Genomic DNA, 14,755 nt, shown 5'->3' with positions numbered 1-14,755 from the left:
TATGTCCCACGACCTGTTCGAAGCCGCTCGCGGCGCCATGGCCTTCGCGCACGCGCCCTATTCCAAGTTTCCGGTCGGTGCGGCGATCCGCGCCGAAGACGGCAAGGTTTATACCGGCGCCAATATCGAGAACCTCTCCTTCCCGCAGGGCTGGTGCGCCGAGCCGACGGCAATCAGCGCCATGATCATGGGCGGCGCCAAGAAGATCGTCGAAATGGCCGTCATCGCCGAAAAGCTGCCGCTCTGCCCGCCCTGCGGCGGCTGCCGGCAGAAGATTTCGGAATTCGCCTCGAAGGGCACGAAGATCTACCTTTGCGACGAGACCGGCGTGAAGAAGACCATGACCATGGATGAGCTTCTTCCCTTCAGCTTTGAGACCGAACTCGGATGATTGCGACTATCGATCTGCTCACGGCGCTGCTCGGCGGGCTGAAGCCGCGATACGGCATCGTGCTCGGCTCCGGCCTTGGCTCGCTCGTCGGAGAGATCACCGGTGCGGTTTGCATCCCCTATAAGGATCTGCCGGGTTTTCCCGTCAGCGCCGTCTCCGGTCATGCCGGAGAAGTCGTCGCCGGCCATCTCGGTTCGGTGCCGGTCATCATGCTCTCGGGCCGCGTCCACTATTACGAAAAGGGCGACCCAAACGCCATGCGCCTGCCGATCGAGGTCCTGCAGGCGCTCGGCGTCGAAGCCCTCATCCTCACCAATTCGGCCGGTTCTCTGAAAGAGGAGATACCGCCCGGCTCGGTGATGCAGATTGCCGATCATATCAATTATTCCGGCATGAACCCGCTGATCGGCGAAGAGAGCGATCATCGTTTCGTCGGTATGACCAATGCTTATGACGCTGAGCTTTCGGCGGCCATGCGAGATGCAGCAAAGAAGCTGGATATCCCGCTCGCAAGCGGCGTCTACATGTGGTTCTCCGGCCCGAGCTTCGAGACGCCGGCCGAAATCCGCCTGGCCCGTATTCTCGGCGCCGATGCGGTCGGCATGTCGACCGTGCCGGAGGTCATCATTGCAAGAATGCTGGGGCTGAGGGTTGCGGCTGCCTCCGTAATCACCAACTATGGGGCTGGCATGACCGGAAACGAGCTGAGCCACGAAGAAACCAAGGATATGGCGCCGGTTGGCGGTGCCCGTCTTGCCGCTATACTCAAAGAAATGATTGCCGGAAGCTGATTGCCGGTGGAGGAAGCGAAATGAATAGCCATTCCAGCCGGGAAACGGCCGCTGTCGCCCTTTCCCTTCTCGATCTCACCAACCTGAAGGACGACTGCATGCAGGAACAGATTGATGCACTTTGCGCCCGTGCGCAGACGCCCTATGGCAACAGCGCCGCAATCTGCATCTGGCCGCGTTTCGTCGCCCATGCCCGCACCGTGCTCGGCAAAGGTCACCCAGTCCGCATCGCAACCGTCGTCAATTTCCCGTCCGGCGATATGGAAATCGCCGATGTCGCCGCCGAAACCCGCGAGGCGATCGCCGACGGTGCCGATGAGATCGATCTCGTCATTCCCTATCGTAAGCTGATTGCGGGCAACGAGAAGGCCGTCATCGACATGGTTTCGGCCATACGCGCCGAATGCGTAGCACCTGTGCTCCTGAAGGTGATCATCGAGACCGGCGAACTGAAGGACGCGGCCCTCATCCGACGCGCCTCGCAGCTGGCGATCGACGCAGGCGCCGATTTCATCAAGACCTCCACGGGCAAGGTTTCCGTCAACGCCACGCTGGAAGCCGCCGACATCATGATCCGCGCCATCAGGGAGAGCGGCCGCAAGGTGGGTTTCAAGCCCGCCGGCGGTATCTCGACCGTCGCCGATGCGGCACTCTATCTGAGTTTGGCCGAAACTATCATGACGCCGGACTGGCCGATGCCCTCCACCTTCCGTTTCGGCGCCTCTGGCCTGCTCGACAATATCCTCGCCGTGCTCAGCGGCACGGAACCGAAGCCGGCGGTTGCCTCGAGCTATTGAGATGATCCCGCAGGAGATCATCCGCCAGAAGCGCAACGGCGCCGAACTGCCGTCAGGCGATATCGATGCCTTCATCTCGGCGCTTGCGGCAGGCGAGTTGTCGGAAGGCCAGATCGGTGCCTTCGCCATGGCGGTCTGGTTCAAGGGCATGTCGCGCACGGAAACGGTGGCGCTGACGCTCGCCATGGCGCGCTCCGGCGACATGCTCTCCTGGGCAGGCGTTGACCGCCCCGTTGCCGACAAACACTCGACCGGTGGGGTGGGCGACAACGTCTCGCTGATGCTTGCCCCGATCGCCGCCGCCTGCGGTCTGGCGGTGCCGATGATATCCGGCCGCGGCCTCGGCCATACCGGCGGTACGCTGGACAAGCTCGAATCTATTCCAGGCTATACGATCAATCCGGATGCCACGCTCTTTCGCAAGGTGGTGAAGGACGTCGGCTGCGCCATCATCGGCCCGACAGGCGCCTTGGCGCCAGCAGATGGCCGGCTCTATGCCGTGCGCGACGTGACGGCGACCGTCGATTCCATCCCGCTGATTACGGCGTCGATCCTGTCCAAGAAACTCGCTGCTGGTCTCCAGACGCTGGTGCTCGACGTCAAGACCGGCAACGGCGCCTTCATGGCCGATCCGGAGCAGGCGGCTGTTCTGGCGCATTCGCTGGTCGAGGTCGCAAACGGCGCGGGCGTGAAGACATCGGCGCTGATAACGGACATGAACCAGCCGCTGGCCGACAGTGCCGGCAATGCCGTGGAGGTACGCAACTGCCTCGATTTTCTGGCAGGCCGAAAGGCCGGCACCCGGCTTGAAACCGTCGTCCTCGCCTTTGCCGCCGAAATGCTTGTGCAATCGGGTGTTGCCGGCTCGCTCATCGAGGCGGAGAGCAAGGCGCAGGAGGCACTTTCGTCCGGCAGGGCTGCGGAGATCTTCGCACGCATGGTGCATATGCTTGGCGGCCCCGCCGATCTTCTGGAGCGGCCGGATGCCTACCTGCGCAGAGCCCCCATAGAGCGGGCTATTCCGGCATCCCGCGGCGGCTGGCTCGCTGCCTGCGACGCCCGCGACGTCGGCGTGAGCGTCATCGACCTCGGCGGCGGGCGACGCCATCCAGCCGACAGAATCGACCACAGCGTCGGCTTCACCGGCCTGCTGCCGCTTGGAACGCATGTGCATGAAGGCGATCCGATCGCGCTCGTTCACGCGGCCGACGAGGCTTCCGCCGAAAGAGCTGTGGCCGCACTTGCCGCAAACTATCGCATTGCCGACGAGAAACCGGCCCTGCTTCCGGTTATCGCCGGCCGGATCTGATCGAACTACTGTTTGAGGCTGAGCGAACCGTCGGCGACGGAGTAGGAGGCCAGCTTCCGCAGAAAGCTCATGCCGACCAGCGTGCCGCTCAGCGCCTCGTCTTTCAGCACGAAGGCCTCGACGCTGCGAACACGGATGCCGCCGATTTCCACGCGGTCGAGCGTCACATGCGCGGCCTTGGTCTGGCCGTTGGCCGTATTGACCGCGTAGCGGAAGTCAAGCTGGTTGCCGCTGTAACCGAGCCTGCGGGCAAGGCTTTCGTTCAGCGCGACATAGGTGGCGCCTGTATCGATCAGCCCCTGCACCGGCTTACCGTTGATCCTGAAGTTGCCTGTATAGTGACCCTGCGCATCGGCCTGCAGGCGCATCGTGCCACCATTGGCGATCGGTGCAGAAGCGTCAGGTGGGTCATCTTCGGTCGAGACGAAGTTGGGGGAGATCGTATTGCCAGGCTGCCGTGTCGCGACTGCGAGCAGGGAAGGCACTTGTGTCGCCAGCACCGCCGCTATGCCGGCAAATAGGACAGCTCGCATGAGCATGAACAGAAATCCTTCCTGTATAACCCCGCCTCATGCGGAACCCCATGCTTCAAGCAGCTAATCCGCAAGTGCTGAGAAGTTGCTAATCGCAACACTAAAAAGGCCCGGAATGGACGACCGGGCCTTGGAAGTCTTTCGATTTGGTAAACGAAGTCGAAATTATTTAGTGCCGTACATCCGGTCGCCCGCATCGCCGAGACCGGGCACGATATAGCCCCTCTCGTTCAGATGGCTGTCGATGGCGGCGGTAAAGACCGGAACGTCGGGATGCGCGGTGCGGAAGTTCTTGAGGCCCTCGGGAGCGGCCAACAGGCAGAGGAAGCGGATATTGTGCGCTCCGCGCTCCTTAAGCTTGTCGATGGCGGCAATCGAGGAATTGCCGGTCGCCAGCATCGGATCGACGACAATGATCAGGCGCTCGGCCACATCTTCGGGCGCCTTGAAGTAATATTCCACCGGCTGCAGCGTTTCATGGTCGCGGTAGACGCCGATATGCGAAACCCGGGCAGACGGTACGAGATCGAGCATGCCTTCCAAGAGACCGTTGCCGGCGCGCAGGATGGAGGCAAAAACCAGCTTCTTGCCTTCCAGGATCGGCGACTGCATCTCCTGGATCGGCGTTTCGATTGTCTCCATGGTCAATTCCAGATCGCGCGTCACCTCGTAGCAGAGCAGTGTCGAGATCTCGCGCAACAGCCGGCGGAAGCTGCCCGTCGAGGTTTCCTTGCGCCGCATGATGGTGAGTTTGTGCTGCACGAGCGGATGATCAATGACTGTGACGCCGTCCATAGGGAAACCTTCCAATTCTTTGTTCTTATCGGCTGTTTCTTCCATGGAAACCGCCTCCACTTCAAGAGCGGAGGCTGATTTGCCTGGACCATTAACAATCCAGCGCACCCGTTAAAGGCGCGCGAGCAGCGCCTTGCGGGTCTCTTCATCGACGAACGCTGCCTCGATAGCTGTGCGCGTCATCGCATCGATATCGGCATCGTTGAAGCCGAAAGCACCGGAGGCCAGCTCGTATTCCCGCTCGAGCGACGTATGGAAGAACGGCGGGTCGTCGGAGCTGATCGTCACCTTGACGCCCGCGTCCTTCAGCCTGCGCAGCGGGTGCGAACTGAAATTCTCAAAAACCCTAAGCGCGATATTCGAACCGGGGCAGACTTCCAGCACGGTGCCGAGATCAGCCAGACGCTTGACGAGATCGGCATCCTCGATTGCCCGTACGCCATGGCCGATGCGCGCGGGGCGAACCTCGTCCAGTGCATCCGAGACGCTGAAGGCGCCGCAAACTTCGCCGGCATGGATCGTCAGGCCAAGCCCCGCATCGCGGGCGATGTCGAAAGCGCGCGCATAGTCGGCAACACGTCCCATTCGCTCCTCGCCGGCGAGATTGAAGCCGGTAATCAGCGGATTGTCGGCCTTTGCGGCATATTCCGCGGCTCCGATCACGCTTTCCGGGCCGAAATGCCGTTCCCCGGTCACAATCAGCCGGGCCTCGATGCAGCTCTTTGCCTTTGCCCTGCGAATGCCCTCGCACACGCCGGCGATATAGGCATCCGCGCCGAGGCCGATGCGCTTGCCGTGGTCGGGGGAAACGATGAGTTCGCTGTAGATCGTGCCGATGCTGGCAAGCTCCTCCAGATAGGTCTCTGTCAGCAGCGCATAGTCCTCCTCGGTCTTGTAGACCTCGGAGACTTTGTCATAGCATTCCAGAAAGCTTGCAAAATCGTGCCAGACGTAGACGCCATCCTGCAGATGGGCGCTGATGTCGATGCCGTATTTACGGGCCTGCGAAGCCGTCAGGTCTGGGGGGGCCGCACCCTCCAGATGGCAATGCAGCTCTACCTTCTTCAAATGCGATATCACAGAAAACTCCTTCCGTGCGGGCCTGCGGGAATTCCGAGATGCCGCGCAACGCTCTCGCCGATATCGGCATAGGTCCGGCGAACGCCAATCGAACGCGACCGGATGCCGGGGCCGTAAGCGATGACGGGCACGCGCTCGCGCGTATGGTCGGTGCCGCGCCAGGTCGGATCGCAGCCGTGATCGGCCGTCAGGATCACAAGGTCGCCCTCCCGCAATTTCTGATGAACTTCCGTCAGGCGCGCATCGAAGGATTCGAGTGCTGCGGCATAGCCCGGCACATCGCGGCGATGGCCGTAGATCATGTCGAAATCGACGAAATTGGTGAAGACCAGATCGCCTTCCTCCGCCTCGTCGATGGCAGCCAGGGAGGCATCCATCAGCGCGTCGTTGCCATTCGCCTTGATCACCCGGGAGACGCCCTGATGGGCGAAGATATCGCCGATTTTGCCGACCGCATGCACATTCCGGCCATTCTGGACGAGCCGGTCGAGCAGCGTCGGTTCCGGCGGCGGCACAGAGAAGTCGCGGCGGTTGCCCGTTCTCTGGAAGGTCGAGACGCTCTGGCCGATGAAGGGCCGGGCGATGACGCGGCCGATATTGTAGGGATCGAGCAGGCTGCGGGCGATCTGGCAAAACTTGAGCAGGCGATCGAGGCCGAAATAGACCTCGTGAGCGGCGACCTGGAACACGGAATCCGCTGATGTGTAGCAGATTGGCTTGCCGCTGCGCATATGCTCTTCGCCGTAGCGGGCGATGATCTCGGTCCCCGAAGCATGGCAATTGCCGAGAATGCCGGGCACGTCGGCCGCCCGGCAGAGCGCTTCGATCAGCTCCGGTGGAAAGGCATCGCCCTCGCTCGGAAAATAGCCCCAGTCGAAGGTAACGGGCGTTCCGGCAATTTCCCAATGTCCTGACGGTGTATCCTTGCCGCGCGAAGTTTCAGTGGCAGCGCCATAGATACCGTAGATCCTGTCCGGCAGCGGCATGCCGGCTGGAAATTGGCCGGAAGCAGCCCGCGCAATATGCAATAGGCCGAGTGCCGACATGTTCGGCAGCGAGAGGGGACCGGAACGCAGACCCGCCCGGTCAGCGGCACCCGCCGCACAAAATTCGGCGATATGGCCGAGCGTATCGGCGCCTTCATCGCCATAGGCTGCTGCATCCGGCGCTCCACCGACACCGAAGGAATCCAGAACGAAGAGAAAGGCACGCGCCATTTTTCACCCGCATTATCTACTGTCGTCAGCCTCGGCTGGAACGATCTGAATAACGCCCAGCCATATAATGACGGAAACCGCTTGGCAAATCTGAGGTGTGGAAGCGCGCGCATGTCGCGCAATAGTGCGTAGCGGTTTTTGGGATAACGAATGCGCTAGACAGAGAGCATGTCGCGCAAAGGCGCGCCAGACTCTAGCAGTCGCCGCAGGGGATATTGTCGTTCTGCCGCTGGCGATAAAAATAGCTGCGGCTGATCGTGATGGTGCGCATCCCGGACGGCATGAAATCGGGGGCAAAGACGAACAGCGTATAAGGCGTGCTGAGTTCGGTGCGGATGAGGAAGCTGTTTGCCTTCTTCATTTCCGTAGGCACACCGGAAACCGCACTGTTCTTGGCATAGGGCGCCGTACCGCTCGGGGCCCAGGACCAGAGAACCGTGGGATTTGCGCTGCCGTCGATCTGGATTGCTGTGACCTTCAGCGACAGATCGGAACTGTCATAAGGCGCGAAGATTGCCGGGGCGGCTTTGGCGATATCGGCGAGCGAGCTTTTGGTGACATTCTGCTGCTGGGTAATGATATCGGCGATCGCGCCGGCGGCACGTGTCGTGCGCTTGCTGACGCTGAGCCCGATCGTGATCTCGAACGCGCCCAGATAGAGCATGATCAGAACCGGGAAGATGATTGCAAACTCGATGGCGCCGACGCCCTTCCTGTCGCGGGCGAAGCGCCGCGTCGTCGAAGCCAGCCATACGAGAAGTCCGCGGCGCGCCATCATGGATACTGTTCGTTCTGGAAGGCTGCCGTCGCGACAATAAGGTATTCGCTCGGCATGGAACTGCCGACAGGGCGAAGGCCGGTGACATAGGGGCGGACGAGGTCGACAATGATGGACCAGCGATAATAGGCGCGCACCATGTTGATCGTGCCGGGGCCGCCGGGCGTGAACTTGAAATCCGAAATCTTCAGATCGGAATATTTGTCCGCAGATGCTCTGGGGATGGTGGTCGGGATCGAGGCGAAGGTCGTGAAGCTCCGGACATCCAGATAAAGCTTGCTTGGTGTTGCCGCCTCCGTTTCCGAGCAGCGGATGATAATCGAGATCTCGTCGCAGAAAGCCTGCCGGAACTGCGTCTGCGTCTTATAGGTCGGGCGGGTAGAATCGATGAAGGTGATCTGCCCTGTCCGCATCTGGCGGCTCATCGTATCGACGGCGTTCGAGACGAGTTCTTCCGCCGCAAAGGCGATAAAGGTTTCCAGGATGGCGAATATGACGATGAAATAGGGGATAGCCAGCAACGCGAATTCGATAGCGGCGGAGCCATCGCGCGAGCGGGCCAGGGCGCGAAGTCTGGATAAACGGAGGGACACACGCACCTTGCCCGTCTCCTGCTCACTGATCGCCATAGTCTGGCCTCGAAAATGTTCTTCGGGCGCACACTAGGGCGTGTTCGTTGATTTTCCGTTTCAGGTCGGAGCAGTCATTTTAACGAATGGGCGTGAGCAGCGCGTATTCATTAATTTGTGGAGGCGGCTCCACCTTGCTGCGCATGCTGTTCGCAGTTGGGGGTGCAGGAAAGAACCGAGCGCTCTGTCTGACGATAGACACGCACCGTATTGCCTTCGTCGATGGAAACGAGAATGCGTTCGTCCAGAATGGCGTTGCCATCGCCGTCGAGCAGCACGATGTTGGTCGTGCCGAAACTGCGGCCCGTCAACACGATCGTCTTGGCATCGGCAACCGTCGCATCTGCAACCTTGGCATTGCCGACGATGACCTTGCTGACCGGACGGTCGAGCTTCAAAACGCGCGCGTGATCCATGTAAACGCGCAGCATGTCTTCCTGGGCGAAGGCTGTGGATGCCGTGAGAGCCGCAATCACCCAGGCAAAGAAAACGGTCTTGCCGTTCGATGGCATTTTGGCCTCTTTCACGATCGCAATGCAAAGTGCGTATAGAATGGAAAAAAATGGTGAACGAAGCTTTAAGCGTTCCATGACATGTTCACGAGCGAAACGAATTGGATTGTTTCGGTACGCGCCGATGAGGCGTGAAATTGCCGTGCCCCAGAAATTTGTGCCGTTACTGGATGTCCGGAAGCTGTTGTTCCGCATTTTCTGCCGAAATTCATGTAAAAATGTAAGTAAGGCGGTAAGGAATTACTTATCCTGAGCGGGCCGGTTGTCTCGTTTACATCCCGTTAACGCATTTCATTAAGTCGATGGAAACAGCCATTCGCTAGGTTGCTGCTATCCGATCAACGGCAAACAGTTGGCGGACGTGCTGAACATCAACTGGAGTTAGAAGTAGCCATGACCAAGCTTTTTAGCCGTTTTCTGAAGGATGAATCCGGCGCGACCGCAATCGAATACGGCCTGATCGCCGCCCTCATTTCCGTAGCGCTCGTTGCTGGCGCCACGACGCTCGGCCAGAAGCTCAACGCCACCTTCGTTGGACTTGGCACCAAGCTGTCCGATGCTACGGCGAAGACGGCCCCTTAACAGCTGCGGCGTAGCTTCGGTTTAGAAACATCAACCGGAATTAGGAGTGATCATGACCGAAATTTTTGGCCGTTTTTTAAAAGATAAATCCGGCGCGACCGCAATCGAATACGGCCTGATCGCCGCCCTCATTTCCGTAGCCCTCGTTGCTGGCGCCACCACGCTCGGCACCAAGCTCAACGACACGTTCGGCGAGCTCGGTCTAAAGCTGTCTAATGCCACGACGAAGACTACTCCGTAATAACTGGAGCGTAGCTCTCGTTCACAGCGATCAGGCTCACGAGCGAACCGCCGTGGGCCTTTTTGCTTAGGTAGATGAGAACTTGGGGCAGGTGAGAAGATGATGGTAGCTGTAATCCTTCTGATTTTTCCTCTCTGCCTTGCTTTTGCGGCCATGTCCGATCTGTTGACGATGACGATCCCGAACAGGGTATCGTTGATCCTGGTAATTTCATTTGCCGTGCTCGCACCATTGAGCGGCCTTGCTCTTCCGGCAATCGGGATGCACGCAGTGGGTGCCGCTATCGTGTTCGGCATTTGCTTCGCGCTTTTCGCGCTCAATGTTATGGGCGGCGGAGATGCGAAACTCTTGAGCGCGGCCGCGCTCTGGTTCGGTTACGATTCTGCTCTGCTGTCGTTTCTGACCTATGTCAGTATCGTCGGTGGCCTGGTCACCTTGGCGATCCTTGTGATCCGGTCACAGGCGAACACGATATTGGCCATCGGCCTTCCCATGCCCAATTCGCTCCTGCTCGCAAAAAAAATCCCCTATGGCATTGCCATCGCGATCGGCGGTTTCATGGCCTTCCCATCCTCACCGCTGTTCATCGCGGCGTTGGAAAGCCTGAAATAACGGCGTATTAATCGGCCGTTAACTTAAAATGTAAGTATTCCATTAACCATAATTATACCAATTCCTGAGCATTCTGCGGGGCGAACGCGTCGTGCCCTGAGGAATGATCAATGAAACCGGCCCGCCTTATTATCCTAGCTGTCGCCGTGGTGGCAGCCGGCCTTGCCGGTTTTCTTGCAATGAACATGGCCGGCAATCGGGGCGTGGTGACGAAAGTCCAGTCCGTTATCGAAAAAGAGCCGACCGTCAACGTCCTGGTCTCCAGTGCCAATCTTCCCGTTGGCGCAAGGCTGGATGAAAAAGCCGTTCACTGGATGGCCTGGCCGCAAAATGGCGTTGTCCAGGGTTTTATTACCGAGACTGAACGGCCTGATGCCATCAAGGATCTGCAAGGGGCTGTCGTGCGCTTGCCCGTCTTCGAAGGAGAGCCGATCCGTCCGGAAAAGGTCGCCGATTCCAACAGCCGTATCCTGTCTTCGCTGCTGCCTGCCGGCAAGCGGGCAGTTGCGACCGAAATCTCCGTCGCGACCGGCGCCGGCGGCTTCATCCTCCCCAATGACCGCGTCGACGTTATCATGGTGCGCAAGGGGCAGGGCACGGAGAAATACATAACCGAAACCGTGCTCAGCAACGTTCGCGTCCTCGCCATCGACCAGCAGATCGAGGAAAAGGAAGACGGCAGCAAGGCAGCCGTCGGCACCACTGCAACGCTGGAACTGACCCCCGATCAGACAAAGGTTCTGGCCGTTGCCCAACAAATGGCGGATCGCCTGTCGCTCGCCTTGCGCTCGGTTGCCGATGCGCAGGAGCAGGACACCAGCGCGGCAGACTATCTGCTGAGCGGCGATAACGGCAGCGCAATCATTCAGGTCATCAAATCCGGCTCCATCGTCACGGATGCCACCGGCTCAGTGAAGCCGGAGTAAGGGAAATGCAGATGGGCAACTCAAAACAGCGCACCAGGCTTTTCCTGACGGGCTGCCTTTCGCTGGCAATGGCTGCGACGGGTGTCGCGCCGATCTCCATTCATGCGCCCTTTGGCGTGGAGCAGGCCAACGCCGGCTCGGAAAGCCTCATCCGCATTTCTCAAAGTGGCCCGGGCGCACATCGTCGTCTGAAACTCGGCCTCAACAAGGCTCTGGTCGTCGACCTGCCGGAAGACGCACATGACATTCTCGTTTCCGATCCGAGCATGGCGGATGCCGTGACACGCACCTCGCGGCGCATATATCTGTTCGGCAAGAAGGTCGGGCAGACGAATATCTTTGTCTTCGGCGCGAGCGGCGAGGAGGTCGTCAGCCTCGACATCGAGATTGAGCGCGATGTCTCCGGTCTCGAAGCCAATCTGCGCCGCTTCATTCCGGACTCCGCTATCAAGGTCGAGATCGTCTCCGACAATATCGTTCTGACAGGCACCGTCCGCACGCCGCAGGATGCGACCCAGGCAGCCTCGCTTGCCGAAGCCTTCCTGAAAGGCGGCGAAGCCACGACGCGCACGGAGACGGCCTCCGGTACGGGGGGCGATAGCGCCGTTGCACTGTTTGCCGAAAACCGCCAGGTCTCTCAGGTCGTCAATCTCCTGCAGATCCAGGGCGAAGACCAGGTTACGCTCAAGGTGACGATCGCCGAGGTTCGCCGCGAAGTGCTGAAGCAGCTAGGCTTCGACAATCTCGTCACCAACTCCTCGGGCATGACGGTCGCACAGCTCGGCAGCCCATCTGCTGATAGCGCCACATCCGTCGTCGGTGGGGGCCTTGCCGCGCTCTTCAAGAATTCGATCGGCAAGTACGATATATCGACCTACTTGAATGCACTGGAGCAGGGGAAGGTCGTGCGCACGCTGGCTGAACCCACGTTGACGGCGATCTCCGGTCAAGCTGCGACGTTCAATTCCGGCGGTCAGGTTCTCTATTCGACGACGGACAATCAGGGCAACGTCACGGTCGTTCCCTATAATTACGGTATCAATCTGGCCTTCAAGCCGGTGGTCCTGTCTTCCGGTCGCATCAGCCTTCAGATCAAGACCAATGTTTCCGAACCGGCGCCCTCGGTATCGGGCGCTGCGCCAACCTATCAGCGCCGGTCGGCCGAAACTTCGGTCGAACTTCCCTCCGGCGGTTCGATCGCTCTTGCAGGCCTCATCCGCGACAACATTTCCCAGACGATGAACGGCACGCCCGGCGTCTCGAAGTTACCGCTTCTCGGCACGCTCTTCCGCCAGAAGGGAGTTGAACGCCAGGAAACAGAGCTCGTCATCATTGCGACGCCCTACCTGGTGCGTCCGGTGGCCCGCAATCAACTCAATCGGCCGGACGATAATTTCAGCCCGACGAATGATGCGTCCGCCTTCTTCATGAATCGCGTCAACAAGGTTTACGGCAGCCCCCAGGCGCCGATCGCCGACGCGCAGTTCCACGGTTCCATCGGATTTATCTACAAATGAGCGGGGCGCAGTCTGAACCGATGAGAAAGAACAGAGATCAGGCGATGGTCCATCTGAATGCGAGACATTTCTGCGCTGCAAAACCTCTGCTGGTGGCCGCATCCATAGCCGTTGCAATGCTTTCCGGCTGCGCCGGACCGCGCGATCAGCTGACGACCGGCGGGATTCCCGACGACTACCGGGAGCGTCATCCGATCGTCGTTACCGAAGCCGAGCAAACCGTAGACATCCCCGTCGCCTCTACCGATCGCCGCCTCTCTATTGCCCAGCGCGAGATGATCCGCGGCTTTGCGCAGAACTACCTGTCGCGGGCATCCGGCCCGGTCTATATCCTGTCTCCGGAAGGCTCGCCGAATGCGGGAGCCGCCCGCGCCTTGCGCAGCCAGGTCCGTGCCGAACTTGCCTCGCGCGGCATCGCCAGCAACAAGATCATCAATACATCCTATGCGGCAACGGGCGTTTTGGATTCTGCACCGCTGCGACTGAGCTTTACCGGCACGACCGCGGTGACGACCCAGTGCGGCCAGTGGCCGCGGGATATTGCCGCCGATTTCACAAACCAGAATTACTATAATTTCGGCTGCGCCTCGCAGAACAACCTAGCCGCTCAGGTCGCCAATCCGGAAGATTTCATCGCTCCGCGCGGCATGACTCCGATCGACGCAGAGCGGCGTAACGAGGCGATCCAGGAATACCGGACGACCACCAGCACGATCGAAGATGTCGATTCCGGTCAGACCGGTTTCTGATCAGGCGGAATGAAACGATGAGCACCGTCGAATACGAGATCAAGAACACCAGCGAGCTCCGGCAGGCCGAGGAGGCAGTGCGTATGGGCGAATTGGAAAACATGCGGCCGCTGCCGCGCATCTCCGTTCACGCCTTCTGCGAAAGCGAAGGATTGCAACGGGTCATGGAGCGCTGCGCCAGTGATCGGCGCCTGTCGAAAGTCACGATGCGCATCACCAGCGGCGGCACGGCTGCTGCCGCAAACATGTTCTCGAACGCACCGACACCGAACCTGATCATCTTGGAAACCAGGGCGAACCCGGCCAACCTGCTTGCCGAGCTCGCCCCGCTCGCTGCCGTCTGCGATCCCTCGACCAAGGTCATCATCGTCGGCTATTACAACGATATCGGCCTCTATCGCGATCTGATCCGCAACGGCATTTCCGAATATCTCGTTCAGCCCCTCGCCATGCCCGACATCATGGGCGCGATGGCGGCGATTTTCGTCGATCCGGAAGCCGAGCCGCTCGGCCGCAGCATTGCCTTTATCGGTGCCAAGGGTGGCGTCGGCGCGTCGACCATCGCTCATAATTGCGCCTTCGGCATCTCGAACCTCTTCTCGACCGAAACGATTTTGGCCGATCTCGACCTGCCCTATGGCACGGCGAACATCGATTTCGATCAGGATCCGGCCCAGGGCATTGCCGAGGCCGTCTTCGCACCGGAACGGCTCGACGAGGTTTTCCTCGATCGCCTGCTGACGAAATGCTCAGATCACCTTTCGCTGCTGGCCGCCCCCTCGCTTCTCGATCGCGCCTATGATTTCGACGGTCAGGCCTTCCAGCCTGTCATGGATGTCTTGCAGCGCAGCGCGCCGGTCTCGGTGCTCGACGTTCCACATGCCTGGTCGGACTGGACCCGCTCGGTACTGTCGAACGCAGACGAAGTGGTGATCTGCGCGGTTCCCGATCTCGCCAACCTGCGCAACACCAAAAACATGCTCGATGCGCTTCGCAAGATACGCCCGAATGACAAGCTACCGCACCTCATTCTCAATCAGGTCGGCATGCCGAAACGGCCGGAAATCTCGATTTCCGATTTCTGCGAGCCGCTGGAAGTCGAGCCGATTGCCATCATTCCCTTCGATATCGGCCTCTTCGGAAACGCCGCCAATAGCGGCCGGATGATCTCGGAGGTCGATCCGAAGTCGCCGACATCGGAGACCTTTTCGCAGATCTCGCACATCGTGACGGGTCGCGTGGCAGTGAAGAAATCCCGCAAGGGCGGCCTGCTCGGCCTTCTGAAGCGCAAGTGAA

18 protein-coding genes are annotated in these 14,755 nt (G+C 59.9%); 11 read left to right on the top strand and 7 right to left on the bottom strand.

What is annotated here, in order from left to right; genetic code table 11:
* Position 1 precedes the first annotated feature (1 nt).
* Genes EV281_RS10655 through deoA form a run of 4 tightly spaced genes read left to right on the top strand, consistent with a single transcriptional unit; the run spans position 2 to position 3,288 of the window.
* A complete protein-coding gene (locus EV281_RS10655; protein ID WP_132653044.1) occupies positions 2 to 391 on the top strand; it encodes a cytidine deaminase in 390 nt (129 codons plus the stop codon).
* Positions 388 to 1,182: a purine-nucleoside phosphorylase gene (locus tag EV281_RS10650; RefSeq protein WP_132653043.1), complete on the top strand. Its 795-nt coding sequence runs from the start codon at positions 388 to 390 to the stop codon at positions 1,180 to 1,182. The genes EV281_RS10655 and EV281_RS10650 overlap by 4 nt, the downstream gene beginning before the upstream one ends.
* Positions 1,183 to 1,202: 20 nt before the next feature.
* Positions 1,203 to 1,979 (top strand): deoxyribose-phosphate aldolase, encoded by a 777-nt coding sequence (gene deoC / locus EV281_RS10645; RefSeq protein WP_132653042.1) that lies wholly within the window; start codon positions 1,203 to 1,205, stop codon positions 1,977 to 1,979.
* A gap of 1 nt (position 1,980) precedes the next feature.
* Positions 1,981 to 3,288, top strand: coding sequence for a thymidine phosphorylase (deoA, locus tag EV281_RS10640; protein WP_132653041.1), 1,308 nt, complete (start codon positions 1,981 to 1,983; stop codon positions 3,286 to 3,288).
* A gap of 5 nt (positions 3,289 to 3,293) precedes the next feature.
* On the opposite strand, the gene EV281_RS10635 is transcribed toward deoA, so the two are convergent.
* The 7 genes from EV281_RS10635 to EV281_RS10605 form a co-directional block, all read right to left on the bottom strand.
* On the bottom strand, positions 3,294 to 3,827 hold the full coding sequence (locus tag EV281_RS10635) for a TIGR02281 family clan AA aspartic protease (protein ID WP_132653040.1): 534 nt from the start codon (positions 3,825 to 3,827) through the stop codon (positions 3,294 to 3,296).
* 159 nt (positions 3,828 to 3,986) lie between these two features.
* Positions 3,987 to 4,616, bottom strand: coding sequence for a uracil phosphoribosyltransferase (upp, locus tag EV281_RS10630; RefSeq protein WP_132653234.1), 630 nt, complete (start codon positions 4,614 to 4,616; stop codon positions 3,987 to 3,989).
* A 111-nt stretch (positions 4,617 to 4,727) separates the two neighbouring features.
* Positions 4,728 to 5,696, bottom strand: a complete 969-nt coding sequence (locus EV281_RS10625; RefSeq protein ID WP_132653039.1) for an adenosine deaminase — start codon at positions 5,694 to 5,696, stop codon at positions 4,728 to 4,730.
* A complete protein-coding gene (locus EV281_RS10620; RefSeq protein WP_132653038.1) occupies positions 5,693 to 6,913 on the bottom strand; it encodes a phosphopentomutase in 1,221 nt (406 codons plus the stop codon). Before EV281_RS10620 ends, EV281_RS10625 begins: the two co-directional genes overlap by 4 nt.
* Positions 6,914 to 7,106: 193 nt before the next feature.
* A complete protein-coding gene (locus EV281_RS10615) occupies positions 7,107 to 7,688 on the bottom strand; it encodes a TadE/TadG family type IV pilus assembly protein (RefSeq protein ID WP_132653233.1) in 582 nt (193 codons plus the stop codon).
* Positions 7,688 to 8,320: a TadE/TadG family type IV pilus assembly protein gene (locus tag EV281_RS10610; RefSeq protein ID WP_132653037.1), complete on the bottom strand. Its 633-nt coding sequence runs from the start codon at positions 8,318 to 8,320 to the stop codon at positions 7,688 to 7,690. The genes EV281_RS10615 and EV281_RS10610 overlap by 1 nt, the downstream gene beginning before the upstream one ends.
* Positions 8,321 to 8,430: 110 nt before the next feature.
* Positions 8,431 to 8,832, bottom strand: coding sequence for a pilus assembly protein N-terminal domain-containing protein (locus EV281_RS10605; protein ID WP_132653036.1), 402 nt, complete (start codon positions 8,830 to 8,832; stop codon positions 8,431 to 8,433).
* 393 nt (positions 8,833 to 9,225) lie between these two features.
* On the opposite strand from EV281_RS10605, the gene EV281_RS10600 reads away from it, so the two are divergent.
* The 7 genes from EV281_RS10600 to EV281_RS10570 all read left to right on the top strand — a co-directional run bounded on the left by EV281_RS10600 (position 9,226) and on the right by EV281_RS10570 (position 14,754).
* Positions 9,226 to 9,414, top strand: a complete 189-nt coding sequence (locus EV281_RS10600; protein WP_132653035.1) for a Flp family type IVb pilin — start codon at positions 9,226 to 9,228, stop codon at positions 9,412 to 9,414.
* 52 nt (positions 9,415 to 9,466) lie between these two features.
* Positions 9,467 to 9,655 carry a Flp family type IVb pilin gene (locus EV281_RS10595; protein ID WP_132653034.1) on the top strand — a complete coding sequence of 63 codons (189 nt, stop codon included), beginning with the start codon at positions 9,467 to 9,469 and terminating at the stop codon, positions 9,653 to 9,655.
* Between the two features lie 99 nt (positions 9,656 to 9,754).
* A complete protein-coding gene (locus tag EV281_RS10590) occupies positions 9,755 to 10,267 on the top strand; it encodes a prepilin peptidase (RefSeq protein WP_132653033.1) in 513 nt (170 codons plus the stop codon).
* 110 nt (positions 10,268 to 10,377) lie between these two features.
* On the top strand, positions 10,378 to 11,193 hold the full coding sequence (gene cpaB / locus EV281_RS10585) for a Flp pilus assembly protein CpaB (protein WP_132653032.1): 816 nt from the start codon (positions 10,378 to 10,380) through the stop codon (positions 11,191 to 11,193).
* An 11-nt stretch (positions 11,194 to 11,204) separates the two neighbouring features.
* Complete coding sequence (locus EV281_RS10580; protein WP_132653031.1) at positions 11,205 to 12,710, top strand: type II and III secretion system protein family protein; 1,506 nt, start codon at positions 11,205 to 11,207, stop codon at positions 12,708 to 12,710.
* Complete coding sequence (locus tag EV281_RS10575; RefSeq protein ID WP_132653030.1) at positions 12,707 to 13,459, top strand: CpaD family pilus assembly protein; 753 nt, start codon at positions 12,707 to 12,709, stop codon at positions 13,457 to 13,459. Before EV281_RS10580 ends, EV281_RS10575 begins: the two co-directional genes overlap by 4 nt.
* A gap of 17 nt (positions 13,460 to 13,476) precedes the next feature.
* Positions 13,477 to 14,754 (top strand): CpaE family protein, encoded by a 1,278-nt coding sequence (locus tag EV281_RS10570; protein ID WP_132653029.1) that lies wholly within the window; start codon positions 13,477 to 13,479, stop codon positions 14,752 to 14,754.
* The last annotated feature ends 1 nt before the right edge of the window (position 14,755 follow it).

The organism is Rhizobium sp. BK418, assembly GCF_004341105.1.
In the GTDB taxonomy this organism is placed as follows: domain Bacteria; phylum Pseudomonadota; class Alphaproteobacteria; order Rhizobiales; family Rhizobiaceae; genus Rhizobium.
This window is presented reverse-complemented; position numbering and strand designations above follow the sequence as displayed.